This window comes from Moraxella sp. CTOTU47618 (assembly GCF_032017425.1).
Taxonomy (GTDB): Bacteria; Pseudomonadota; Gammaproteobacteria; order Pseudomonadales; family Moraxellaceae; genus Faucicola; species Faucicola tetraodonis.
On the sequence record NZ_DALZPW010000005.1, the window covers coordinates 33141 to 55828 of the forward strand.

The 22688-nt window shown below is 44.4% G+C and carries 32 protein-coding genes; 4 read left to right on the plus strand and 28 right to left on the minus strand.

Annotation, left to right across the window (positions count from 1 at the left end; genetic code table 11):
* Window positions 1-44 precede the first annotated feature (44 nt).
* Window positions 45-1613: a TerC family protein gene (locus RTS09_RS05455; RefSeq protein ID WP_312535076.1), complete on the minus strand. Its 1569-nt coding sequence runs from the start codon at window positions 1611-1613 to the stop codon at window positions 45-47.
* Window positions 1614-1917: 304 nt separating this feature from the next.
* Between RTS09_RS05455 and RTS09_RS05460 the strand changes: the two genes are divergently transcribed.
* Entirely contained in the window at window positions 1918-2967 is a 1050-nt protein-coding gene (locus RTS09_RS05460; protein WP_312535078.1) for an esterase/lipase family protein, read from the plus strand.
* A 10-nt stretch (window positions 2968-2977) separates the two neighbouring features.
* Window positions 2978-4078 (plus strand): lipase secretion chaperone, encoded by a 1101-nt coding sequence (locus RTS09_RS05465; protein WP_312535080.1) that lies wholly within the window; start codon window positions 2978-2980, stop codon window positions 4076-4078.
* A 74-nt stretch (window positions 4079-4152) separates the two neighbouring features.
* On the opposite strand, the gene hisD is transcribed toward RTS09_RS05465, so the two are convergent.
* The 7 genes from hisD to RTS09_RS05500 all read right to left on the minus strand — a co-directional run bounded on the left by hisD (window position 4153) and on the right by RTS09_RS05500 (window position 9366).
* Window positions 4153-5448: a histidinol dehydrogenase gene (hisD, locus tag RTS09_RS05470; RefSeq protein WP_312535082.1), complete on the minus strand. Its 1296-nt coding sequence runs from the start codon at window positions 5446-5448 to the stop codon at window positions 4153-4155.
* Between the two features lie 272 nt (window positions 5449-5720).
* Window positions 5721-6068, minus strand: a complete 348-nt coding sequence (locus RTS09_RS05475; RefSeq protein WP_312535085.1) for a gamma-glutamylcyclotransferase family protein — start codon at window positions 6066-6068, stop codon at window positions 5721-5723.
* Between the two features lie 16 nt (window positions 6069-6084).
* On the minus strand, window positions 6085-6747 hold the full coding sequence (gene hisG, locus RTS09_RS05480) for an ATP phosphoribosyltransferase (protein ID WP_099834369.1): 663 nt from the start codon (window positions 6745-6747) through the stop codon (window positions 6085-6087).
* 13 nt (window positions 6748-6760) lie between these two features.
* Window positions 6761-8026: a UDP-N-acetylglucosamine 1-carboxyvinyltransferase gene (gene murA, locus RTS09_RS05485; RefSeq protein WP_312535088.1), complete on the minus strand. Its 1266-nt coding sequence runs from the start codon at window positions 8024-8026 to the stop codon at window positions 6761-6763.
* Between the two features lie 20 nt (window positions 8027-8046).
* Window positions 8047-8304, minus strand: a complete 258-nt coding sequence (locus tag RTS09_RS05490; RefSeq protein ID WP_036594190.1) for a BolA/IbaG family iron-sulfur metabolism protein — start codon at window positions 8302-8304, stop codon at window positions 8047-8049.
* 92 nt (window positions 8305-8396) lie between these two features.
* Window positions 8397-8801, minus strand: coding sequence for a YraN family protein (locus RTS09_RS05495; RefSeq protein WP_312535091.1), 405 nt, complete (start codon window positions 8799-8801; stop codon window positions 8397-8399).
* A 7-nt stretch (window positions 8802-8808) separates the two neighbouring features.
* A complete protein-coding gene (locus tag RTS09_RS05500; protein ID WP_312535094.1) occupies window positions 8809-9366 on the minus strand; it encodes a hypothetical protein in 558 nt (185 codons plus the stop codon).
* 69 nt (window positions 9367-9435) lie between these two features.
* Between RTS09_RS05500 and rsmI the strand changes: the two genes are divergently transcribed.
* A complete protein-coding gene (gene rsmI, locus RTS09_RS05505) occupies window positions 9436-10281 on the plus strand; it encodes a 16S rRNA (cytidine(1402)-2'-O)-methyltransferase (RefSeq protein WP_312535095.1) in 846 nt (281 codons plus the stop codon).
* Window positions 10282-10463: 182 nt separating this feature from the next.
* Here rsmI and coaBC read toward each other — a convergent pair whose 3' ends face one another.
* Window positions 10464-11786, minus strand: coding sequence for a bifunctional phosphopantothenoylcysteine decarboxylase/phosphopantothenate--cysteine ligase CoaBC (gene coaBC / locus RTS09_RS05510; protein WP_312535097.1), 1323 nt, complete (start codon window positions 11784-11786; stop codon window positions 10464-10466).
* An 87-nt stretch (window positions 11787-11873) separates the two neighbouring features.
* Here coaBC and radC point away from each other — a divergent pair, with 87 nt between their 5' ends.
* Window positions 11874-12551, plus strand: coding sequence for a RadC family protein (gene radC / locus RTS09_RS05515; RefSeq protein WP_065253360.1), 678 nt, complete (start codon window positions 11874-11876; stop codon window positions 12549-12551).
* Here radC and RTS09_RS05520 read toward each other — a convergent pair.
* From RTS09_RS05520 to rplN, 19 genes are all read right to left on the minus strand, one after another.
* Window positions 12548-13117: a DUF4126 domain-containing protein gene (locus tag RTS09_RS05520; protein WP_050324676.1), complete on the minus strand. Its 570-nt coding sequence runs from the start codon at window positions 13115-13117 to the stop codon at window positions 12548-12550. The genes radC and RTS09_RS05520 overlap by 4 nt on opposite strands.
* Before the next feature lie 53 nt (window positions 13118-13170).
* A complete protein-coding gene (locus RTS09_RS05525; RefSeq protein ID WP_312535225.1) occupies window positions 13171-13923 on the minus strand; it encodes a TSUP family transporter in 753 nt (250 codons plus the stop codon).
* A gap of 89 nt (window positions 13924-14012) precedes the next feature.
* Window positions 14013-14372, minus strand: a complete 360-nt coding sequence (gene rplQ / locus RTS09_RS05530; protein WP_036593417.1) for a 50S ribosomal protein L17 — start codon at window positions 14370-14372, stop codon at window positions 14013-14015.
* A gap of 20 nt (window positions 14373-14392) precedes the next feature.
* Entirely contained in the window at window positions 14393-15400 is a 1008-nt protein-coding gene (locus tag RTS09_RS05535; protein WP_007115569.1) for a DNA-directed RNA polymerase subunit alpha, read from the minus strand.
* A 29-nt stretch (window positions 15401-15429) separates the two neighbouring features.
* Window positions 15430-16071, minus strand: coding sequence for a 30S ribosomal protein S4 (gene rpsD, locus RTS09_RS05540; RefSeq protein WP_007115568.1), 642 nt, complete (start codon window positions 16069-16071; stop codon window positions 15430-15432).
* A gap of 10 nt (window positions 16072-16081) precedes the next feature.
* The gene (rpsK, locus tag RTS09_RS05545) at window positions 16082-16471 is read right to left on the minus strand and encodes a 30S ribosomal protein S11 (protein ID WP_007115567.1); all 390 of its coding nucleotides are present in this window, start codon (window positions 16469-16471) and stop codon (window positions 16082-16084) included.
* A gap of 20 nt (window positions 16472-16491) precedes the next feature.
* Window positions 16492-16848, minus strand: coding sequence for a 30S ribosomal protein S13 (rpsM, locus tag RTS09_RS05550; protein WP_007115566.1), 357 nt, complete (start codon window positions 16846-16848; stop codon window positions 16492-16494).
* Between the two features lie 155 nt (window positions 16849-17003).
* Window positions 17004-17120, minus strand: a complete 117-nt coding sequence (rpmJ, locus tag RTS09_RS05555; RefSeq protein ID WP_040403280.1) for a 50S ribosomal protein L36 — start codon at window positions 17118-17120, stop codon at window positions 17004-17006.
* A 19-nt stretch (window positions 17121-17139) separates the two neighbouring features.
* On the minus strand, window positions 17140-18477 hold the full coding sequence (gene secY, locus RTS09_RS05560; RefSeq protein ID WP_007115565.1) for a preprotein translocase subunit SecY: 1338 nt from the start codon (window positions 18475-18477) through the stop codon (window positions 17140-17142).
* Window positions 18478-18483: 6 nt separating this feature from the next.
* A complete protein-coding gene (gene rplO / locus RTS09_RS05565; RefSeq protein ID WP_007115564.1) occupies window positions 18484-18924 on the minus strand; it encodes a 50S ribosomal protein L15 in 441 nt (146 codons plus the stop codon).
* Window positions 18924-19103, minus strand: a complete 180-nt coding sequence (rpmD, locus tag RTS09_RS05570) for a 50S ribosomal protein L30 (RefSeq protein ID WP_007115563.1) — start codon at window positions 19101-19103, stop codon at window positions 18924-18926. Before rpmD ends, rplO begins: the two co-directional genes overlap by 1 nt.
* Window positions 19104-19117: 14 nt before the next feature.
* Entirely contained in the window at window positions 19118-19615 is a 498-nt protein-coding gene (rpsE, locus tag RTS09_RS05575; protein WP_312535098.1) for a 30S ribosomal protein S5, read from the minus strand.
* A 2-nt stretch (window positions 19616-19617) separates the two neighbouring features.
* Window positions 19618-19968 carry a 50S ribosomal protein L18 gene (gene rplR, locus RTS09_RS05580; protein ID WP_007115561.1) on the minus strand — a complete coding sequence of 117 codons (351 nt, stop codon included), beginning with the start codon at window positions 19966-19968 and terminating at the stop codon, window positions 19618-19620.
* Window positions 19969-19979: 11 nt separating this feature from the next.
* On the minus strand, window positions 19980-20513 hold the full coding sequence (rplF, locus tag RTS09_RS05585) for a 50S ribosomal protein L6 (protein ID WP_007115560.1): 534 nt from the start codon (window positions 20511-20513) through the stop codon (window positions 19980-19982).
* A gap of 73 nt (window positions 20514-20586) precedes the next feature.
* Window positions 20587-20985 (minus strand): 30S ribosomal protein S8, encoded by a 399-nt coding sequence (gene rpsH, locus RTS09_RS05590; RefSeq protein WP_312535099.1) that lies wholly within the window; start codon window positions 20983-20985, stop codon window positions 20587-20589.
* An 11-nt stretch (window positions 20986-20996) separates the two neighbouring features.
* Window positions 20997-21302, minus strand: a complete 306-nt coding sequence (gene rpsN, locus RTS09_RS05595; RefSeq protein ID WP_036593424.1) for a 30S ribosomal protein S14 — start codon at window positions 21300-21302, stop codon at window positions 20997-20999.
* 18 nt (window positions 21303-21320) lie between these two features.
* Window positions 21321-21860, minus strand: coding sequence for a 50S ribosomal protein L5 (gene rplE, locus RTS09_RS05600; RefSeq protein ID WP_007115557.1), 540 nt, complete (start codon window positions 21858-21860; stop codon window positions 21321-21323).
* 19 nt (window positions 21861-21879) lie between these two features.
* Window positions 21880-22197 (minus strand): 50S ribosomal protein L24, encoded by a 318-nt coding sequence (rplX, locus tag RTS09_RS05605; RefSeq protein WP_036593426.1) that lies wholly within the window; start codon window positions 22195-22197, stop codon window positions 21880-21882.
* Window positions 22198-22204: 7 nt separating this feature from the next.
* Entirely contained in the window at window positions 22205-22573 is a 369-nt protein-coding gene (rplN, locus tag RTS09_RS05610; RefSeq protein ID WP_007115555.1) for a 50S ribosomal protein L14, read from the minus strand.
* Window positions 22574-22688 lie beyond the last annotated feature (115 nt).

Here is a 22688-nt window from a genome sequence, read left to right on the forward strand (position 1 = left end):
AAAAAAGAGGTAATTAACCCCTTTTTTTATATCCAATCAGTGATTTAAACCGTTGCCACCATCGGGGCTTCACGTTCAACTTTTAATTTCAAAATGCGCGATGTTGAAGTTTCTAGAATGGTAAACTTATAGGCACCAATATCAATGGTTTGATTGACTTCTGGGACATCGGTCAACTGAGAAATCAAATACCCGCCAATGGTGAACTGATCGGCATCGAGTAGCAAATCTGGATCGTCAAGCTCCAAACGTAGTTGGTGCAAGCTTGCTGTACCTTCCACAATCCAATAATCGTCATACGGGATAATTTCTAAAGTTTCATCTTCATCAGGGAACTCACCTGCAATCGCCTCTAGCACATCAAGCGGTGTCACTAGCCCTGCGACTTGACCATATTCATCAATCACCATCGCCAAATTACCTTTGGCTTTTTTGAGCATATTGAGCAGTTTTAGGTTGTCAATGCTCTCTGACACAAACACAGGTTGCTGCTTGTTAAGTAAGGGTTTAATGGCGGTTTCAATATCTGCGACATTGTTATCGAGCAAATCCAAAAAGTCTTTGGCGCGTACTACCCCAAGCACTTTATCAATGGTATCTCGGCACACAGGGAACAAGCTATGCGGCGTATCAAGCAATTGCGCGCGCATTTCTTCGCGGCTACCATTGATATTGACCCAAGAGATATCATTGCGCGGCGTCATGATGGTATGTACATCGCGCTCATTGAGCGCTAGTACGCCACTAATCATATAACGCTCTTCTTGCGCAAAGGGCATACTATCAAAATCAAAATGTTCTGAATTATTCTCTGGGGTAACCGCTTCTTCAGTTTTACCACCCATTAAGCGTAAAATCGCATCCGCAGTACGGTCACGAATCGGAATTTGATTTTCATATTTGGTTTTATTGCGTTTGGCTACTTGGTTAAACACTTCAATCAAAATTGAGAACGCAATCGCCGCGTACAAGTAACCTTTTGGCATATGAAAGCCTAGTCCTTCAACAATCAAACTAAAGCCAATCATCAGTAAGAAACTTAAGCATAAAATCACCACAGTCGGGTGACGACCAACAAACTCCGTCAAGGCTTTGGAAGCAGCCACCATCAATACCATGGCAATGATCACTGCCGCCATCATGATTTCAAGGTGTTTTGCCATCCCTACAGCGGTAATCACCGCGTCAAACGAGAACACCGCATCTAAAATCACAATCTGTGCGACAACCGCAATAAACCCTGCTTGCACTTTGCTTTGGTTGGTATGCTCAGGTTTTCCTTCTAGCCGCTCATGCAGCTCAGTGGTTGCTTTAAACAGCAAGAACACCCCGCCCACCAATAAAATAATGTCGCGAACTGATAAATCAAAACTTCCCCACGTGACAACGGGATCGGTTAAGGTAATGAGCCATGACATAATCGACAATAAGAACAGCCGCATGACCAATGCCAAGCCAAGTCCTAAATTTCGGGCTTTAGCGCGCTGATGCGGCGGGAGTTTATTGGCTAAGATGGCAATAAAGACAAGATTATCAATACCTAAAACAATCTCAAGAATGACAAGCGTCGCAAGGCTTAGCCACGCGGACGGGTCAGATAGTAGTTCTAACATAGTGGGTCAGTTATTCTCTTGTAATGAGGGGCAAAAAATCAACAAACAGCAAAAACGAAAAATCAGCCGTTACCTTAGCAAATCATAGCAAAAAATCAATGATAATTTGTGTCTGCTTTTGTAGATGGCACGCTGATTATTCTAATACACCACTGGACCTTTAACCTTACCTACATTCTGCAGCAACTGACCTTACCAAAAAATATACTGATCAGTCATTTTATTTGATTCATAAATTCTTGATTTAGGTTAAATTAATCCATAGGACAGCGAAACTTCATTATGACTTTACAAGGATAAGTATATGTCACATCATCGCTTTATGCGCCGTGCCGCCAAAGGATTGCTTTTTTCTTCCATCGCGTTTTCTGCGTCTTCTTATGCCTCAAGCTATTACAACTGTGCCAATGCCACTGGGTGCGTCGCAGTCACTACTCTCAACGCCACCTCAGATTATGCAAAAACCAAATACCCTATCGTACTTGCTCATGGGCTTGGTGGCTGGAACAAACTGTTTGGTTTGGTCGATTATTTTAATGGCATTCCTCAAGATCTCACCAAAAATGGCGCGAGTGTGTATGTGACCAAGACATCAAGTGTCAATGACACCGAAGTGCGCGGTGAGCAGCTACTCCAACAGGTCAAAACTATCATTGCAATCACCGGCAGCCCGAAGGTTAACTTAATGGGTCATAGCCAAGGCGGGATTGATATTCGCTATGTGGCGGGGGTTGCGCCATCGCTAGTCTCGTCTGTGACGGCGATTTCTAGCCCTGAGCAAGGCTCAAAAATGGCGGATTGGACAGTCAAAATGGTGACTGAAGGCAGCGCGGCTGATGGCTTACCGGCTGGCGAATTTAATACCGCTTCTTTAATGGCAATCAAGTTTTTTGAATTGGTGGGCGGTGTGATGGATATCGGATCTGGCGTGCCACTGAATCAACTGCAGCAGCAAGATGGCTGGGCAGCCGTCAATTCACTCACCACCAATTATGCAGCCAAATTTAACCAAAAATTCCCTGCAGCCATGCCGACCAGTTATTGTGGATACCCAAAAGACACGGTAGTCAATAATGTACGTTACTACTCATTTAGTGGTGACCAAACTATGACCACGCTTGTCGATCCGTCTGATACGGTATTGGGGTTGACGGGTTTATCATTCAATGGCGAAGCCAATGATGGGCTTGTTTCACCTTGTTCAAGTCGTCTCGGCGAAGTGATTCGTGATAACTATAAAATGAACCACATGGATTCAGTGAATCAGGTATTTGGCATTGTCAGTTTGCTAGATACCAATCCATTGACTGTATATCGCAACCAAGTCAATCGCTTAAAAGGTCAATCGTTGTAAGCTTATGCCTATGGTTCCTTCAAATAACCCTGACACAAACCAACGACCAATAACCTGGCTAATAATCGTATTAGCCAGTGGCATCATCGCATTATTGATAGCTTGCATACTCTGGTTAAAACCTAAGGACGCTGTCAAAACAGCCAATAATTTACAGCATGATGCTGCTAGTACGATGCCATCTGGTGTATTGCCGTCCAATCAAACCGTAACCTTCGCCAATGCATCCTCCGTCAGCGCGAACGCTAACCCTTTGCCCACATCGCTGCCCAAATCACTACAAGGCACCCAAGTCGATGGCGAAATTATTATCGATGAAAACAAGCAATTGGTGGTGACCGCGGGTTTGCGCCGACTGTTTGATTATTTTTTGTCCGCACAAGGGGAAGAGCCGTTAAGCCAGATTGAACAACGGGTGATTGCCTATATTCGTGAACATACGCCTGAGCCTGCCGCAAGCCAAGCGGTTAACATTTTTCAAAATTATCTAACCTATTTGACTGCTGTCAGCCAGCTAGATAAGCCTAAAGCACAGCAAAACCCCAACGTTAGCGCATTAGATTTATCTGCGATTAAGAACCAATTACGCGCAGTACAACAGCTGCAAGCCCGCTATTTTGACGCCAAAACCCGTGAAGCCTTTTTTGGGGATGAACAAGCCGTCAATGACTACAACATGACGGTCGTCGAAGCCAACCAAAACGCGCAACTGAGCAATGACCAGCGCCAAGCCATCATGGATAAGGCGCAAACTGCCTATATCGCCAGTGTTAAAGACCCAAATCTACAGACAAAGCTAACCCAGCAGCGCAATATTGACAAGTTATTAGCGCAAACGCAGCAAATGCAGCAGCAAGGGGCAACGCAAAGCCAAATCAATGCCATGCGTAGTCAATACGTCTCCCCTGAAGCGGTCAAACGGCTTGAACAGCTTGACCAGTCCGAAGCGCAATTTGCGCAGCGTGTGGCAACCTATCAGACACAGTCTAATCAAATACTGGGCAAATTGGGTAATGTGCCGCAAGCACAGCAACAAATTGTGGCGTTACAGCAGACGATGTTTACGCCTGAAGAACGGCTACGCCTAGATGTATTGACAAAGCAGCGTTAACTTCCCCGTTAAAATGAGTTAAATGCCCCATTGAATTACCATAAGCTGTTGAATTGCCACAGGCGCGTTTGAGCCTATTTTACCCGGTAACGGGCTGAACGCGCGTGGGCATCCAAATTTTCTTCCACCGCTAATATATCGGCAGTTTTTGCCAGCGTTTGGCTACCTTGCTCGCTACAATAAATAATCGAAGATTTCTTTTGAAAATCATACACGCCGAGCGGTGAACTAAAGCGTGCGGTACCTGACGTTGGCAAAACGTGATTAGGGCCAGCGCAATAATCACCAATCGCTTCAGGGGTATAGCGACCCATAAAGATAGCGCCCGCATGGCGGACATCTTTGAGCATTGCCTCTGGGTCATCTACCGATAATTCCAAATGCTCAGGCGCAATGCGGTTAATCACCTCAATACCCTCTGCGCGGTCTTTCACCAAAATCAGCGCGCCACGGTTGGCAATCGCCGCTTTAGCGATTTCAGCTTTTGGCAAATCTGCTAAGGCTTTTTCGATTTCTTGCGCAACTTTTTTGAGTAATGGCTCAGATGGGGTGACAAAAATCGCTTGCGCGACGGTGTCATGCTCAGCTTGCGATAATAAATCCATGGCCAGCCACTCAGCGCGGTCATTATCACTGCCTTCAGCATATACCAACACTTCAGAAGGCCCTGCAATCATATCAATGCCCACTTGCCCAAACACGGCGCGTTTGGCGGCTGCCACGTATTTGTTGCCAGGTCCTGTGATTTTATCGACTTGCGGAATGGTGTTAGTACCATAAGCCAACGCTGCCACCGCTTGCGCGCCCCCAATGGTAAAGACTTTATCCACACCCGCCAAATAAGCGGCCGCCAATACCAAGGGATTTAGTTCACCATGAGGCGCAGGCACCACCATGATAATTTGCCCGACCCCTGCCACTTTGGCGGGTAACGCATTCATCAAGACGCTGGATGGATAACTTGCCAGCCCACCTGGCACATAAATACCCACCTTATCGAGTGGCGTAACTTGTTGTCCAAGCGTATTACCTAGCGCATCTTGATACGTCCAGCTTTCTTGCCGTTGGCGCTCGTGAAAAGATGTGACGCGTTGTGCCGCCAGTTCAAGCGCTTGCTTAATTGTAGGGTTTAACCCATCAAATGCTTGTTTGAGCTTTTCTTGTGAAATCTCTAGCTCAGCAAAAGTTTTGGCAGGATGGTTGTCAAACTGTTGGGTCAGCTTTAACACCACCTCATCCCCACCCTGACGCACTTGTACGATAATATCGTCAACCGTAGCCAGTAGCGCTGGATCATTTACCGTTTCAAAAGCAAGCAGCTCTGTCAATTCCTGCTCAAAACTGGCTTGTTGGCTATTTAACAATCGCATGGTATTCCCCTAAAAATAAAAAATGACTAACACATAGCATAACAAATTTTTTCATGGATGAAAGCGGCTTTTTAGCCTGCACAGCTTCGCCAACCCATCAAATTGGCGCATCAAAATCGGCTAAACTGAGCCAATCCGTCACCACTTTTAGTTTTCGCCCAATTAAAATTCACCAAGCTAAAAAAAGACGTTTTAATAACGTCTTTTTTTAATCTTCAATGTTTTAGTTTTCCATGTTTTCATCTTCCATGTTTTAATCGGCATAGCCAGCTTTAATAATGCTGTAGATTGTCGAGTGCATACACAAAGGTTTGGATTTTCGCACCATTGTCAAGCGTGGCGGTTACTTCAATGCGCTGATAGGCTTCACCTTCAAACTCATCTAGCCGCGTCCAATGATTGGCCAAATCATCCGACGAAAACACCAAGCCCGCTACCATGTCGCCTTGTTCATCTGGGATGACTGCAGGAAATCCGAGCGCCGAGCCCCAACCGCCATCTGGCATCAAATGCCCACGAATAGTCGCAGACTGCCAACTACCGTTGTTGATGGGTGTCATGATAGCGTGGTTGTCGCGATTGGGGGCTAGCGTGCCATACACAAAAAGATGCTGCATCATGGTGATTTTTGAACCGTTACTGGGTGTTATCAGCGACGCTTTGCTTAAAGCTTTCGATGATTGGCTCAAGCAGCGCAAATTTGCGTTTATAACTGACCTGATTGACAATCAAACGCGAAGAGACTTGGCAAATCTCTTGGCGCGGCTCTAGACCATTGGCTTTTAAGGTATTACCGGTATCGACCACATCCACAATCAAATCACCCAAGCCTACCAAGGGCGCAAGTTCCATGGAACCATAGAGTTTAATCACATCGACTTGTTCACCGCGACTGGCAAAAAACGCGCGCGTCACATTGACATATTTGGTGGCAATTCTAAGACGACGACTGGGTAGTTGTAGCCCCACTTTACCTGCCGTCATCAAACGGCATTTGGCAATTTGTAGGTCAAGCAATTCATATAAATTGCTTGAGCCATGCTCCATTAGTACATCTTTACCCGCTACACCAAAATCCGCCGCCCCATGCTCCACATAGGTTGGCACGTCACTGGCACGTAAAATCAAAATCCGCACGTCAGCATGCGTGGTCGGGAAAATAAGTTTACGTGATTCTTCTGGGTCTTCAAGTAGTTCGATACCTGCCTTTTTTAGCAGGGGCAAGGTATCTTTTAAGATTCGCCCTTTGGATAACGCTAAGGTAAGACCGTTATAATTGGCATCATTTGCTTGTATCATTGTCTTATACCTGTTATTCGCCTTTTACCCGCTCAATGGTGACGCCCAAGCCGCGCAGTTTATCTTCCACATACTCATAACCACGGTCAATGTGGTAAATGCGCTCGATACAGGTCTCGCCTTGGGCTGCCACCGCGGCCATTACCAGTGACATAGATGCGCGTAAATCGGTTGCAATGACAGGCGCGGCATTGAGTTTATCGACGCCTTGAACAACGGCAGTATGGCCATCGACTTTGATATTTGCCCCCATACGTTGCAGCTCAGGGACATGCATGTAGCGATTTTCAAAAATATTCTCAATAATGGTACTGGTGCCTTCTGCAATACAGCAAACTGTCATGAGCTGGGCTTGCATATCGGTTGGGAACGCAGGGTGTGGTAATGTACGGATATCAACGGCTTTTGGACGACCCGCCATTTTGACATTAATCCAGTCGCTGCCAACAGTGACTTGGGCGCCCATTTCTTCAAATTTTTTAAGCACGGATTGCATCAAACTGGCTTCGGTTTTTTTGGCAGTCACTTCCCCGCCTGTCATCATGGCAAGCGCAAGATATGAGCCTGTTTCGATACGGTCTGGTACTACTGAGTACTCACAGCCATTTAATTTGTCAACGCCTTCAATGGTCATATAAGCGGTGCCAATGCCTTCAATTTTTGCGCCCATTTTGACAAGCATATTAGCCAGATCAACTACTTCTGGTTCACGCGCACAGTTTTCTAGGTGCGTGATTCCTTCCCCCAATGCCGCTGCCATGATGGTATTTTCAGTGCCGCCAACCGTGACCATATCAAAGGTGAAATGACAACCTTTTAGCCGACCGCTCGCGGGTGCTTTGGCTTTGACATAGCCATTTTCAACGGTGATGGTCGCTCCCATCGCTTCCAAGGCTTTTAGATGTTGGTCGACAGGGCGTGAGCCAATTGCGCAGCCACCAGGTAGCGACACTTCAGCCTGCCCAAAGCGCGCAAGCAGCGGCCCCAATACCAAAATCGATGCGCGCATGGTTTTGACCAGCTCATACGGGGCATAGTAGCTATTGATGGTACTGGTATCGCAAGTCACCGTATCGCCGTTCTTTTCAATGGTGATACCCGTGCCCGCAATCAATTTGACCAAGGTATTGACGTCTTTGAGTGTCGGTACATTGTGCAGGGTGACTGGGGTTTCTGCCAAAATCATTGCCGCAAGCAAGGGCAATGCTGCATTTTTTGCACCAGAGATGACCACTTCACCTTTGACCTGGGTACCACCCGTGATTAAAAATTTATCCATGTGTTTCTCCTAAAAATGGCTTATTGCGCAGCTTGTTTGGCTTGCATCTCATGCCACTGGGCATAGGTCAACGCTTGGATATTGAGTGCATGGATTTCACCTGACGCAAATTTATCAGACACCAACCCCAATACGGCTTGTTGACGCGCGACAGCACGTTTACCCTCAAAGCTGTCATCCACCACGCGCACATCAAATTTGTTGCCTTGATTGGCGGCTTCGATTTTGCCACTCGGAAAATGGGGTTGTAGTAAAGTAATTAAATCTTGTGCGTTCATGGGAAATACCTAATAAAAGAGGGGTAAAATTATACTATTTTGCTGCGTAGCATAGCATAATTTTTGCTAAGTTTATACGTTATACAAAATGCTTAATTTACGCTAAAAGCGTCCTTAATCCACGTAGGCATTGGCATGACAGCCTGTCCTACAGCTAGAACGCCTTCATAACTTACCACATCAAAGCGAATGTCAAAGGTATCAAATTGTGGATGCGCTTGTAAAAAAGCTGCGGTGGTTTTAATGATTTTACGTTGTTTGGCGGGGGTGATACTGTCTAAACTTGTGCCAAATTGGCTGGCTTTTCGTTGACGCACTTCGACAATGACGAGGCAAGGAGGTTTTTGCGTCGGCTCAAGCATCACCAAATCAAGCTCGCCCAAGTTTTTGTAGTGCCAGTTTTTGGCAAAAAACGTTAAACCTTGCGCTTCAAGGTAGCCTTTAGCCAGGGTTTCATAATAGTCGCCTTGGCGCTGTTTTGGGGCGGTGAGTTTCATTGTTGGGTTATTTTACTGTTGCAAAGGTTTTTTCTAAAGCGGCACAAGTTGGGTATTTTTGCTGTAATTTTGCCAAATAATAGGCTTGGTTGTTGTCGATAAAGCCATCCAAAATCCCTGAGTAATTTTGACCAATCCCACATCGTTGCTGTTGTCGATTCCAACTGACCGGTATTACCAACGGGTTTTGTAAAATCAGCTGGTTATTTTGACAAGTCAGCTTTGCCACACTATCAATGCGGTAATTATGCGGTTTACCCCCATCATAATGACTGGCTAATGCCACAAAGATATCGTTGGGTTTTAGTGACCTAATGGCAAAAACACCTTCAAAACGCTGCGCCGATGGCAAAATAAGCTGTTGACGCCATGTGCGAAATACCCAGTGATAATCGGTGAATTTTAAGCCAAAACCTTGCTTTGCGTAGCTTTCACGTTGCAATTCACCGCCTTTTTCGATACTGGCAATTCTTCCGACTAACACATCAGCCGAGGATGAGGGTAAACAAGCCTCTGCGGTTGAAATTAAACTTACACATAAAATAGCAAAGCAAATTGTTTTCATCACAAATCCTTTTTTCCGCGGAAAACACCTTATAATACCACCAATATTTAGCAAAATTTGAGAAAAATCATGCAGCAAAACGGCACACTCTATATCGTCGCCACCCCAATTGGTAATTTATCCGATATCACCGCCCACGCCATCGACTGCCTAAAAACCGTGGCTATCATCGCCTGTGAGGACACCCGTACCTCGGGCAAACTGCTTAACCACTTTAACATCCCCACCAAAACTTGGGCTTATCACGACCACAATGCCGAAGTACAGACCCCTAAACTGATTGAGATATTACAGTCAGGGCAAAGCATCGCGCTTATCAGTGATGCCGGCACCCCACTCATTAGCGACCCTGGTTTTCGACTGGTGCGCGCCTGTCACCAAGCTGGTATCAAAGTCTCGCCGGTTGTCGGCGCCAGTGCTGCCATAGCCGCCTTATCGGTCGCAGGATTACCTTCAGACAAGTTTTATTTTTATGGCTTTTTGCCTGCCAAAACCGCAGGACGACAAAACGAATTGACTAAAATCAAGGATTTAACCGCCACGCTGATTTTTTATGAAGCGCCCCATCGTATTGTTGAATGTATCGATGATATGATTACGGTGCTTGGCGACAATCGACAAGTGACGTTTTGCCGTGAGATAACCAAAACGTTTGAAACCATTTATCCGTCAACGCTCGGTGCATTAAAGCAGTTTGTTGCAAGCGATGCCAATCAGCAAAAAGGGGAAATGGTACTGGTGGTCGCTGGGGCAAGTGAATTACAGAATAATGATAATCAACACGATGAATTGCTAAAACGACTATTGCAAGATTTGTCGGTGAAAAAAGCCGCACAGCTCGCCAGCGATATTACAGGCGCAAAGAAAAATGCCTTATATGACAGAGCTTTACGACTACAACGGATAGTAGAATAAACGCTGATACTTTTCATCAGCGCTACCCCGTCAAGTGATGAAATATATTAACCATCGCTAAAATCGCAACTATCACTAATCATTAGCACCAAACTAATTAGCGGCTGAAAGCTAAAACAACCTAAGACGCACTTTAGTTAATGCAAAAAAGTTGGGTGCAATCACGCAACTTTTTTGGGTGGTTAATGCAAATGTTCCCCAATTAGGGCAACCAATTGTTCCGCGATTTTATCTTTACTAGCCTTTTCTAGTGTCACCCCTGCTGCTTTATCCCTGAAAAACACCGTCATGGCATTGTTGTCACTACCAAAGCCAATATCGGTGCGGGACACATCATTACAAGCAATCATATCGAGATTTTTCGCTTCGAGTTTGCCACGAGCATATTTTTCGATATCTTGGGTTTCTGCCGCAAATCCTACCACAAAAACCTCAGGGAATTCTTCGGCAATGGTCGCCAAAATATCAGGATTTTTCACCAAATCCAGTGCCATCTGATCTTGCGTTTTTTTAATCTTTTGCGGCACGACATCACGCGTGCGGTAATCAGCAACCGCAGCCGTGGCAATAAAAATATCGGTCGCTGTCCTGACAGGTTCGACTTCGATATCATTGCCGAATTCATCATGGTCATGATGGTGGTGATGATCATGATGAGGGTGGTCATGGTCGTGATGGTGGTGGTCATGGCACTCACATATATCGTCACTGGCGCATTGGCGAGCGGTCATTAGCATTTCTTCAGCCGATAACACATCGATACGATTGACCAGTAGTGGCGTTGGCAGCGGTACTTTACCCCCAACGATCAAGGTTACCCTCGCGCCTGCATTACGGCACGCTTTTGCCAGCGCAAAACCCATTTTGCCCGTGGAATGATTGGATAGATAGCGCACAGGGTCTATGGCTTCAATCGTCGGACCTGCGGTGATTGTCACATTTTTACCCGCCAATACTTGCGGGGTGATTTGCGCTGCGATGAAATATTGCACGTATTCAAGCAACTGCTCTGGCTCTGGCAATCTTCCCTCACCGATATCACCACAGGCTTGCTCACCGCTGGCTGGTTGGATGATTTCATAATCATAATCGGTTAACGTCTGCAAATTAAGTTTGACCGATGGATGTTGCCACATTTGCTGATTCATAGCAGGTGCCACCAAAATCGGTGCCGTGGTGGCAAGGCAAACGGTAGTGAGTAAATCATCCGCTATTCCCATGGCTAGTTTAGCAATCGTATTCGCGGTAGCAGGCGCGATAATCAGTAAATCCGCCCATTTTGCCAGTTCAATATGCCCCATTCCCAGCTCAGCGCTCTCATCCAATAAGTCGATATGCACTGGGTTACCCGTTAAGGCCTGCAGCGTTAACGGTGTGATAAAGGCTTGCGCGCTTGCCGTCATAATAACACGGACGTCATAGCCACTTTTAATCAATAGTCGGGCAAACGAGGCAGATTTATAGGCAGCAATACCGCCTGTGATACCAAGAAGGATATTTTTCATAAGATAAAAGCACTAAAAAATTTCGCCTATAGTAACAATTTTCTGCCATTTTAGGTATGATTAATCATCATTTATTAGGAAATGCCTATGGCAATCAAAGACTGGCACCAAGACGAGCGCCCCAGAGAAAAGCTACTGCAAAAAGGCGCTGAGAGTCTATCCGATAGCGAGATTTTGGCAATATTCTTACGCACAGGCACCAAAGACCAATCCGCTATCGAACTGGCTCGTGGCTTGATTGAAAAATTTGGTAGTCTGGCTCAGTTACTATCTGCGCCGAGTGAAGCAGTCATGGCATGTCATGGTATCGGCATGGCAAAATACGCGCAGATTTTGGCAAGCCTTGAGATGGGCAAACGCTACCTTGCCAGCCAAGTCAAACAAGCCCCTACCCTTAACGCCAGCCAATTGGTCAAAGACTATCTGACTACGCAGCTGCGACCGCTCAATCGCGAGGTGTTTGCGGTGCTGTTTTTGACCAATCAGCTCACCTTAATCCAGTATGAGGTGTTGTTCACAGGTGGTATTTCATCGTGCTCGGTGTGTGTACGGGAAGTGTTGCGCTGTGCGTTAAAATACGGGGCAAGTCAGCTTATTATCGCCCACAATCACCCAAGCACCTCTGCCACAGCGTCACAAGCAGATCTAGAAATTACCCGCAGTTTGGCAAAAGCGTGTCAGCTTGTCGATATGACTTTGATTGACCATATTATCGTGGGTCAAGATGGCACGCTTTCTTTACAAGAAACAGGCAAGATGCCTTAGCGTTTGACGCGGTTTTTAACCATTATTACTACCCAAATCATCATCAGTAAACCAATGATTAACGCAATCATCGCAAAAATGGGTGAAAAAATCGACAAAGCCGACAGCCCTATCGCTGTCCCGGTCTCTGCCACTGAAACAGCGGGATTTGCCAAACCGCCCGTCGTCGCAGTCGAAGCCACGCGCGTGGTGGCAGCTGTACCTTTTATCGTAGCCGCAGCGCCGCCGCCAGCAATGATCGCTAGCGCCCAAGTCATGGCAGGACTCATATCGGTCAATGTCGAAGCCATGACCAATGTTCCTGCAATCCCTGCGAGCGGTACAGCAACCGTATCTAACAGATGATCAACCAACGGGATTAAATAACTGATCGACTCTGCAATACTGGCTACACCCAAAATAATTAACGCAGGCGTAGAAGCCACCCACTGCCAGCTATCATTAAGGGGAATAATATGAAAATATGCGGCACAACTGAGCGCAAACAGCGGTACAAACACACGAAACCCGCTACTTGCCGCCAAGCCAATCCCAAGAAAAATACTTAAAATCATTTCAGTTGTCATATTCTCGATACTCAAAGTATGAATAATTTTACCGCTATCATAAATAAAAATTATTAAGAAAAAAACACATATTTAATTAGCATCGCAAAACACATCACCACAATGACCGGTCGAATAAACTTGGTACCGCCTTTGACCACCATCTGCACGCCCAATGAAGCACCAATAAATTGCCCCAACATCATAGCAAACCCCACTGACCAAAGCACTTTTCCACCCAACACAAAGAACATCAACGATGCTGCATTGCTAGTAAAGTTGAGTAATTTGGCATTGGCAGTCGCGGTAATCATATCTAATCCCCGCATAGTGATACCGCCTAGCGCAAAAAACATCCCTGTACCAGGGCCCAAATAGCCATCATAAAAACCAATTAAGGGTGACATCCCATATTGCCATTTATTTTTGCTGATTCGTGGTGCAGATTTGACCTCACCGATAGTGGGTGCAAACAGATAATAAATACCAATAAGCGCGATTAAAAAAGGAATGCCTTTGGCTAATAGCACTGGCGGAGAAAGCTGCACAGCCATGGCGCCTAGCACAGCGCCCACAAAACAGGCGATAAGCGAACGCCAAATTTGCTTGGGGTGAATTTTGCCTTTGCGTATCATGGTAATAGAAGCAGAAAGCGAACCTGCCGTCGCTTGCAGCTTATTGGTGCCCAAGGTATAAAGCGTAGGAACATTTGCCATTAACAGAGCAGGAATGGTCAATAAGCCGCCACCCCCTGCCATGGCATCTAAAAATCCTGCAATGCCCGCGACCAACGTTAACATCACTAGTACATCAAAACTCAATTGCATCATATTTCCAAAGGTTAATTGAGGAGTTATCACTATAAACAAAAAAACCCCATAAGCGCGAACCTATGGGGTTTTTTTAATCAGGATGATTAGTCACGGTCTACTAATTCAACGTATGCCATCGGTGCAGCATCGCCATCGCGATAACCACATTTGATGATACGTAAATAACCACCTGGACGCGCTTTGTAGCGTGGGCCTAGTGTCGTGAATAATTTACCTACAGTCGCTTTATTACGTAAGCGGTTAAACGCTAGACGACGGTTAGCAACTGAATCTTCTTTTGCCAAAGTAATTAGCGGCTCTGCCACACGGCGAAGCTCTTTAGCTTTAGGAAGAGTAGTTTTGATGAGTTCATGTTCAAATAGTGAGTTCGTCATATTTTGGAACATGGCCTTACGATGGCTGCTGGTACGACCCAACTTAACTCCACTGTTACGATGTCGCATGGTCAAACTTCCTTTAAATTTTAACGGCTACGGTAAGAGAAGCGGTCATCAACACGTAAATCAGCAGGTGGCCAATTTTCAAGGCGCATACCAAGCTCTAAGTCTTTAGAAGCAAGGACGTCTTTGATTTCAGTTAATGATTTCTTACCGAGATTTGGGGTTTTTAACAACTCAGTTTCGGTGCGTTGTACCAAATCGCCAATGTAATAGATATTTTCCGCCTTCAAGCAATTTGCTGAGCGAACCGTTAATTCCAAGTCATCCACTGGGCGCAGTAGCACAGGGTCAACTTCTTCTTTTTCCTTAACAGGTTCTGGGGTAGCTTCCGCTTCAAGGTCAACAAATACGGCAATTTGCTGCTGCAAAATCGTTGCTGCTTTGCGAATCGCTTCTTCTGGATCGATGGTGCCATTGGTTTCAAGTTCGATAACCAAACGGTCTAAGTCAGTGCGCTGTTCGACACGGGCATTTTCAACTTGGTATGCCACGCGTAAAATTGGGCTATAGCTAGCGTCCAATTTTAAACGACCAATAACTTTGTTATCACCAGAATCTTTACGTACATTGGCAGGCTCATAACCACGGCCTACTGCTACACGCAATCGCATTTTTAAATGACCACGATCACTTAAAGTACCTAAAACTAAATCAGGATTGATAATCTCTACATTGTGAGGTAACTCAATATCTGATGCTAGTACAGTGCCAGGACCTTGTTTGTCAAGGGTCAAGAATACTTCATTTTGATCATGCAATTGGATCGCTAAACCTTTTAAATTTAATAATAGATCTAGCACATCTTCTTGCAACCCTTCAAGGGTTGAATACTCATGATCAACGCCTTCGATTTCAGCCTCGATTACAGCTGCACCAGGCAATGAAGATAATAGAATACGACGTAGGGCATTACCTAAGGTATGCCCAAAACCTCGTTCTAACGGTTCGAGCGTGACTTTGGCGTGTGTTTCATTGACCGTGTCCACATGAATGGCATTCGGTGTAAGAAACTCAGTAGCATTTAGCATCATTTGTCACCTCGACTTTATAGTAAAATTAATTATTTAGAGTACAACTCAACGATTAAGCTTTCGTTGATTTCGGTTGGTAAATCAGCACGCTCTGGCGCTTGTTTAAAAGTACCTTGCAATTTGCTGTGATCAACTTCCAACCATACAGGCGTACCACGTTGACCCGCCAATTCAATTGCGTTTTTAATACGTAATTGTTCTTTGGCTTTTTCGTGTACGGCAATCACATCACCATCTTGCAATTGGATTGAAGGAATGTTCACACGAACAAACTCATCACGACCCGCTTTTTTTACTAGAATAGCACGATGGCTAACTAATTGGCGAGCTTCTGCGCGAGTTGCACCAAAACCCATACGATAAACAACGTTATCGAGGCGACGTTCTAACATTTGAAGCAAGTTTTCGCCAGTTGCGCCTTTCATACGCGCAGCTTCTTTATAGTAGTTTGAGAATTGACGCTCTAACACACCATAAATGCGTTTTACTTTTTGTTTTTCACGAAGCTGTGCAGAATACTCTGACGTTTTGCTACGTGGATTACCATGTTGACCAGGGGCACGGTCAGCTTTTTTGGTTTTTTCTTCGTACGCTTTTACGCCTGATTTTAATTGTAAATCAGTACCTTCACGACGAGAAAGTTTTAATTTTGGACCTAGATAACGGGCCATGAAAGTCTCCTTATACGCGACGTTTTTTCGGTGGACGAGTTCCGTTATGAGGAATCGGGGTTATATCGCTAATGCTGTTTATTTTATAACCCAATGCACCTAAGGCTCTTACCGCAGACTCACGACCAGGTCCTGGACCTTTAACCAAGACATCAACATTCTTGACACCATATTCTTGTGCTGCTTTACCAGCAACTTCAGCCGCAACCTGTGCAGCAAATGGTGTAGATTTACGTGAACCACGGAAGCCTTGTCCACCAGCGGTGGCCCAAGCCAAAGCATTACCTTGACGATCGGTAATCGTTACAATGGTGTTATTAAAAGACGCATGGATGTGCGCTACGCCCTCAGCTACCGAGCGGCGAGTCACTTTTTTGCGACTACGAGTGTCTTTTGCCATCTTTTAGCTTCCTAAGTTAATTATTTTCTGATTGCTTTACGTGGACCCTTACGAGTACGCGCATTTGTTTTTGTGCGTTGACCATTTACTGGTAAACCGCGACGATGACGCAAGCCACGATAGCAACCTAAGTCTACTAAACGTTTAATATTCATCGAGATTTCACGACGCAAGTCACCTTCAGTCGCATATTCTGCAACTTGGGTACGGACAGCATCAAGCTGAGTATCATTTAGTTCACTGATTTTAGTAGTTGGTGCAATGTTTACCGCTTCTAAAATTTTAGCAGCAGTGGTACGACCAATACCAAAAATATAAGTGAGTGAAATGATAGCGTGCTTGTTGTCCGGAATGTTTACACCGGCAATACGAGCCATTGACATTTCTCCAATTATAAGGAAAAGATGAGTTAATCATCTACTGATGTAGCATTTTGAAACACTTGGTTATCTACAAATGTGTCAAAATAACGACAAGTAGCGGATAATACAGTATCCGCTACCTGATTTCAAGTCCAATCTAACAATTTAGATTAACCTTGACGTTGTTTATGACGCGGTTCTGCACTACAAATAACGCGAACAACGCCTTTGCGGCGTACAATTTTGCAGCTACCGCAGATTCTTTTTACAGATGCTTGAACTTTCATTTTCAGCTCCTAGTAGTAGTTATGAATGCTTGACTTCCATGGTTTGCATCAGCGAATAATCATGGTATTGGTGAGTCATTAAGTGCGCTTTAACTTGGGCAATAAAGTCCATAATCACGACCACACTAATCAGTACTGAGGTACCGCCTAAATGAAACGGAATACCAAACGCAGATTGCAATATCATCGGCATCAAACAAATAATTGTCATATAAATCGCACCAATAAAGGTTAAGCGATTTAATACATGATCTAAATAACGTTGAGTTTGTAAACCTGGACGAATACCTGGAATATACGCCCCACTTCGTTTCAAATTCTCTGATACTTCTTTTGGACTAAATACCAACGCGGTATAAAAATAACAAAAGAAAATAATCAAGGCTGCAAAAATTACCAAATACAGCGGCTGACCCGGTGATAACACTAATGCCATATTCTGCAAGAAACTTTGAAAAATATTGGGATTGGGGGATTGACCCACCCACTGTCCCAAACTCGCTGGGAATAACAACAGTGAACTGGCAAAAATCGCTGGAATGACCCCTGCCATATTAATTTTTAATGGCAAATGCGATTGCTGCTGTGCATATATTTTTCGTTCTTGCGATTGCTTTTGGGCATAGTTGACTGGTATACGGCGCTGGGCACGCTCAATAAAAACAATCCCTGCCACGACCGCTAACGCCAATAAACTAAATATCAACAAGGCAATCATATTCATTTGACCTTGCTGGACAGAGTTAATCGACTGCGTGACCACTTGTGGAAAAGTCGCTACGATACCCGCTAAAATTAGCATTGAAATACCGTTACCAATACCACGTTCAGTAATCTGTTCACCTAACCACATCAAAAACATCGACCCTGCAACCAACGAGGTTACTGCAGGAATATAAAAACCAAGGCCACTGGTTAATGTGAGATTCTGACTAATCAAGCCTGTACACATACCAATTGATTGAACCAAAGCTAAGGCAAGGGTTAATTGGCGTGTATACTTATTAATTTGGCGTTGACCGGCTTGGCCTTCTTTTTTTAATGCATCCAGTGATGGTATAACCGCCGTCATCATCTGGACAATGATTGAAGCAGAAATATAAGGCATAATCCCGAGTGCCATGACTGACATCCGCTCTAATGCCCCACCAGAAAACATATTAAACAAACCTAAAATAGTATTTTCATTGGTTTGAAAAAATTTCGATAAGCTTTCTGGATCCATACCAGGAATAGGTACGTGTGAACCGAAACGATAGACGACTAAAGCACCCAACAAAAATAGTAAACGATTAAATAATTCATCGTACTTACGAATAAATGCTAGAGGATTCATCGATGTTGAATGCTTAGTCATGTAGGATTACTCCTCAACAGTACCACCAGCTGCTTCAATAGCCGCTTTAGCACCTTTAGTCACTTTAACACCTTTAAAAGTATATGCTTTAGTTACGTCACCTGAAAGGATGATACGAACACGTTGCATATCGTGGCGAATGATATTCGCTGCTTTTAAAGACTCAACGCTTACCACGTCACCATCAACTTGGTTCAATTCTGATAAACGCACTTCTGCCGTTACCATTGCAAGTTTACTGGTGAAACCAAATTTTGGCAAACGACGGTATAAAGGCATCTGACCGCCTTCAAAACCTGAGCGAATACCAGAACCTGTACGTGAGGTTTGACCTTTGACACCACGACCACCGGTTTTACCGATACCAGAACCGATACCACGACCACGGCGAAGTTTATTTTTTCTTGAACCTTCAGCTGGGCTCAATTCATTTAAACGTAGACCCATTATACTTCCTCCACTTTAACTAAGTAGTTAACGCGGTTTACCATACCACGGGTCGAAGGGGTATCTTCAACTTCGACAGTATGTCCAATACGACGCAACCCTAAACCTTTCAAACAAGCTTTATGGCTTGCTAGGCGATGGGCACTCGATTTTACTTGAGTAACTTTCATTTTTTTCATGTTATCACCTTAGCTTAGCCCAAGATTTCTTCAACTGATTTGCCGCGTTTTGCCGCAACTTTTTCAGGAGAAGACATTCCTTTTAACCCGTTGAAAGTTGCACGTACAACGTTAGCAGCATTGGTTGAACCATAGCATTTTGCTAATACGTTTTCTACGCCTGCAACTTCTAATACTGCACGCATTGCACCACCGGCGATAACACCAGTACCTTCAGAGGCTGGTTGCATATACACGCGGCTTGCACCGTGGCTAGCAGTAATAGGATGTTGAAGGGTTGTACCCGCTAAATCAACGGTAATCATATTACGTTTGGCAGCTTCTAGTGCTTTTTGAATCGCTGCAGGCACTTCACGCGCTTTACCACGACCAAAACCAACACGACCATTACCATCACCTACCACTGTGAGTGCGGTGAAAGAAAAGATACGACCACCTTTTACAACTTTAGATACACGGCCAACTGTGACTAAGCGCTCTACTAAACCGTCTGTTTGTTCAACTTTTGCCATGATTAGAACTCCAATCCATTTTCACGAGCGGCTTCAGCTAATGCTTTAACACGACCATGATATTTAAAACCGCTACGATCAAACGCAACTTTAGTAATACCGGCAGCTTTAGCGCGTTCTGCAATTAATTTACCAACGGCAGTTGCAGCTTCGATGTTGCTAGTTTGACCAGCACGTAAAGTAGTATCTAATGTTGAAGCTTGGGCTAATACTTCACCACCCGTTGGTGAGATAACTTGTGCATAAATGTGGGTGTTAGTACGATTAACAGATAGACGATTTACGCCTAAACCACGGATATGTGCACGGGTTTTTTTCGCTCTGCGAAGGCGAGCAGCTTTTTTATCAAACATGTCATTTCACCTTATTTTTTCTTAGCTTCTTTACGAGCGACATACTCATCGCTATAACGAACGCCTTTGCCTTTGTAAGGCTCAGGTGGGCGATAGCCACGAATGTTTGCTGCTGCTTGACCTAGCTTTTGTTTGTCGCTAGATTTTAACACGATTTCAGTCGCAGTTGGGGTTTCAGCAGTAACACCTTCAGGTAGTACATATTCGATTGGGTGTGAGTAGCCTAAGTTTAGGTTAACTTTATTGCCAGCAACAGCGGCTTTATAACCAACACCAATCAATTGTAGACGACGTTCGAAGCCTTCAGTAACACCTTTAACCATGTTGCTTAATAATGCACGAACTGTACCAGTGTGCATCCAACCGTCTTTAGTGTCAGATTTTGGTGAAAGAATAATTTGATTATCTTCCTGTTTTAGCTCGACCAAATCATGCAGGCGTAAAGTTAGCGTACCTTTGCTACCTTTAACTTCAACCTGCTGACCGTTCAAAGTAACACTTGTACCATTTGGTAGTGCTACAGGGGCTTTAGCCACACGAGACATACGGGTAATTCCTATAAAAGTGATAAAAAAACGAACAGGCACAACAAACTATGCCTGTCCCTCTTAATGTTAATTAAGCTACGAAAGCAATAACTTCGCCGCCTAATCCAGCTGCACGAGCTTCACGGTCGCTCATGATGCCTTTATTGGTAGAGATGATTGCTACACCTAGACCTTTTTGGACACTTGGTAGTGCATCTTTACCACGGTATTGACGTAAACCTGGACGACTATAACGTTTAATCGTTTCAATAACTGGTTTACCTTCAAAATATTTTAACTCGATAGTTAATTCAGTTTTACCTGTGCCAACTTCTTCAGTTTCTGCGGTCGCAACATAACCTTCTTTTACTAGCAAATCAGCAATTGATTTACGTAGTTTTGAGCTTGGCATAGTCACAGACGCTTTTTGAGCCATTTGTGCATTACGGATACGAGTCAACATATCAGCAACGGTATCTTGCATACTCATATTGTTTCCCCTTACCAGCTTGCTTTATGAACGCCAGGTACATCACCTTGCATTACTTTTTCACGAATCATGTTACGTGAAAGACCAAATTTACGGAAATAACCGTGTGGACGACCTGTCAATGCACAACGATTACGTAAACGTACTGGTGAAGCATCACGTGGCAGTGCTTGTAATGTAAGCATTGCGTCCATACGCTCTTCGTCAGTTGCGTTGATGTCGCTGATAATTGCCTTAAGCTTTGCACGCTTCTCAGCATATTTAGCAACAGTCGCTTCGCGTTTAAATTCGCGATTAATCATACTTTTCTTTGCCATATTGCCTTATCCTTGCTGTTAGCCCTTAAATGGGAAGCCGAATGCTTTAAGCAATGCACGACCTTGATCATCAGTTTTTGCGGTAGTCGTAATGGTAATATCTAAACCACGAATACGGTCGATTTTGTCAAAGTCAACTTCAGGGAAAACGATTTGCTCTTTGATACCTAGTGAATAGTTACCACGGCCATCAAATGCTTTATCTGTAAAACCGCGGAAGTCACGGATACGTGGAATAGCGATTGAGATTAAACGATCTAAAAACTCGTACATCTGTTCGCCACGTAACGTTACTTTACAGCCGATTGGCCATTCTTCACGGATTTTAAAGCCGGCAACTGATTTGCGAGCTTTGGTTACTACAGGTTTTTGACCGGCAATTGCCGTCATATCCGCTAATGCACCTTCAAGCACTTTTTTGTCTTGCGCCGCATCACCCACACCCATGTTTAGGGTGATTTTGGTGATTTTAGGGATTTCCATAACGTTGGCTAAACCAAGCTCTTGCTGAATTTTTTGCTTAAGCTGTTCGTTATATTGTGTTTTAAGTCTTGCCATTACTGATACCCTTAGATAGTTATGCAGTCGCCACAACTTCACCAGATGAACGATAAACGCGTTGTTTTTTGCCTTCATCATTCAATTGGTAAGAAATACGATCTGCCTTTTGGGTTGCTGCATTATAAATTGCAACATTTGAAATGTGTAAAAATGCTTCTTTCTCGATAATACCACCTTCAACGCCAGTCTGTTGGTTTGGCTTTTGGTGTTTTTTAACGATGTTGATGCCTTCAACTTTTACACGGTCTTCTTTTACTGCTAGTACTGTACCTTGCTTGCCTTTATCTTTGCCAGCAATTACAATCACTTGGTCGCCTTTACGTAATTTTGCCATGTTTTCCTCACAATACTTCTGGGGCTAATGAAACAATTTTCATAAATTGTTCGCCACGTAGTTCGCGGGTTACTGGTCCAAAAATACGTGTTGCAATTGGTGCTTTATTGTTGTTCAACAACACAGCTGCATTATCATCAAAACGTAGTACTGAACCGTCAGGACGACGTACACCAAACTTCGTGCGTACGACTACCGCGTTCATTACATCACCTTTCTTGACACGACCGCGTGGAATTGCTTCTTTCACAGTCACTTTAATGATGTCGCCTACTGATGCATAACGACGATGTGAGCCACCTAGTACTTTAATGCACATAACTCGTTTTGCACCACTGTTGTCTGCAACTTCCAGCATTGTTTCAGTCTGAATCATCGCGTTACTCCATAAATTGGCAAAACAAGTCTTTGCCACAATAAGCCATTTTTAAGGTGGCGTATTGTAGCAGTTACTGACTTGCTTTGCAATTATAACTATCTATTTAAGTTAA

Bases quoted from the DNA above. Each gene is read 5' to 3' on its own strand.
- RTS09_RS05455 (WP_312535076.1), bottom strand. From the start codon at position 1,613: ATGTTAGAACTACTATCTGACCCGTCCGCGTGGCTAAGCCTTGCGACG.
- RTS09_RS05460 (WP_312535078.1), top strand. From the start codon at position 1,918: ATGTCACATCATCGCTTTATGCGCCGTGCCGCCAAAGGATTGCTTTTT.
- RTS09_RS05465 (WP_312535080.1), top strand. From the start codon at position 2,978: ATGGTTCCTTCAAATAACCCTGACACAAACCAACGACCAATAACCTGG.
- hisD (WP_312535082.1), bottom strand. From the start codon at position 5,448: ATGCGATTGTTAAATAGCCAACAAGCCAGTTTTGAGCAGGAATTGACA.
- RTS09_RS05475 (WP_312535085.1), bottom strand. From the start codon at position 6,068: ATGATGCAGCATCTTTTTGTGTATGGCACGCTAGCCCCCAATCGCGAC.
- hisG (WP_099834369.1), bottom strand. From the start codon at position 6,747: ATGATACAAGCAAATGATGCCAATTATAACGGTCTTACCTTAGCGTTA.
- murA (WP_312535088.1), bottom strand. From the start codon at position 8,026: ATGGATAAATTTTTAATCACGGGTGGTACCCAGGTCAAAGGTGAAGTG.
- RTS09_RS05490 (WP_036594190.1), bottom strand. From the start codon at position 8,304: ATGAACGCACAAGATTTAATTACTTTACTACAACCCCATTTTCCGAGT.
- RTS09_RS05495 (WP_312535091.1), bottom strand. From the start codon at position 8,801: ATGAAACTCACCGCCCCAAAACAGCGCCAAGGCGACTATTATGAAACC.
- RTS09_RS05500 (WP_312535094.1), bottom strand. From the start codon at position 9,366: ATGAAAACAATTTGCTTTGCTATTTTATGTGTAAGTTTAATTTCAACC.
- rsmI (WP_312535095.1), top strand. From the start codon at position 9,436: ATGCAGCAAAACGGCACACTCTATATCGTCGCCACCCCAATTGGTAAT.
- coaBC (WP_312535097.1), bottom strand. From the start codon at position 11,786: ATGAAAAATATCCTTCTTGGTATCACAGGCGGTATTGCTGCCTATAAA.
- radC (WP_065253360.1), top strand. From the start codon at position 11,874: ATGGCAATCAAAGACTGGCACCAAGACGAGCGCCCCAGAGAAAAGCTA.
- RTS09_RS05520 (WP_050324676.1), bottom strand. From the start codon at position 13,117: ATGACAACTGAAATGATTTTAAGTATTTTTCTTGGGATTGGCTTGGCG.
- RTS09_RS05525 (WP_312535225.1), bottom strand. From the start codon at position 13,923: ATGCAATTGAGTTTTGATGTACTAGTGATGTTAACGTTGGTCGCGGGC.
- rplQ (WP_036593417.1), bottom strand. From the start codon at position 14,372: ATGCGACATCGTAACAGTGGAGTTAAGTTGGGTCGTACCAGCAGCCAT.
- RTS09_RS05535 (WP_007115569.1), bottom strand. From the start codon at position 15,400: ATGATGCTAAATGCTACTGAGTTTCTTACACCGAATGCCATTCATGTG.
- rpsD (WP_007115568.1), bottom strand. From the start codon at position 16,071: ATGGCCCGTTATCTAGGTCCAAAATTAAAACTTTCTCGTCGTGAAGGT.
- rpsK (WP_007115567.1), bottom strand. From the start codon at position 16,471: ATGGCAAAAGACACTCGTAGTCGCAAAAAAGTGACTCGCCGCTCGGTA.
- rpsM (WP_007115566.1), bottom strand. From the start codon at position 16,848: ATGGCTCGTATTGCCGGTGTAAACATTCCGGACAACAAGCACGCTATC.
- rpmJ (WP_040403280.1), bottom strand. From the start codon at position 17,120: ATGAAAGTTCAAGCATCTGTAAAAAGAATCTGCGGTAGCTGCAAAATT.
- secY (WP_007115565.1), bottom strand. From the start codon at position 18,477: ATGACTAAGCATTCAACATCGATGAATCCTCTAGCATTTATTCGTAAG.
- rplO (WP_007115564.1), bottom strand. From the start codon at position 18,924: ATGGGTCTACGTTTAAATGAATTGAGCCCAGCTGAAGGTTCAAGAAAA.
- rpmD (WP_007115563.1), bottom strand. From the start codon at position 19,103: ATGAAAAAAATGAAAGTTACTCAAGTAAAATCGAGTGCCCATCGCCTA.
- rpsE (WP_312535098.1), bottom strand. From the start codon at position 19,615: ATGGCAAAAGTTGAACAAACAGACGGTTTAGTAGAGCGCTTAGTCACA.
- rplR (WP_007115561.1), bottom strand. From the start codon at position 19,968: ATGTTTGATAAAAAAGCTGCTCGCCTTCGCAGAGCGAAAAAAACCCGT.
- rplF (WP_007115560.1), bottom strand. From the start codon at position 20,513: ATGTCTCGTGTGGCTAAAGCCCCTGTAGCACTACCAAATGGTACAAGT.
- rpsH (WP_312535099.1), bottom strand. From the start codon at position 20,985: ATGAGTATGCAAGATACCGTTGCTGATATGTTGACTCGTATCCGTAAT.
- rpsN (WP_036593424.1), bottom strand. From the start codon at position 21,302: ATGGCAAAGAAAAGTATGATTAATCGCGAATTTAAACGCGAAGCGACT.
- rplE (WP_007115557.1), bottom strand. From the start codon at position 21,860: ATGGCAAGACTTAAAACACAATATAACGAACAGCTTAAGCAAAAAATT.
- rplX (WP_036593426.1), bottom strand. From the start codon at position 22,197: ATGGCAAAATTACGTAAAGGCGACCAAGTGATTGTAATTGCTGGCAAA.
- rplN (WP_007115555.1), bottom strand. From the start codon at position 22,573: ATGATTCAGACTGAAACAATGCTGGAAGTTGCAGACAACAGTGGTGCA.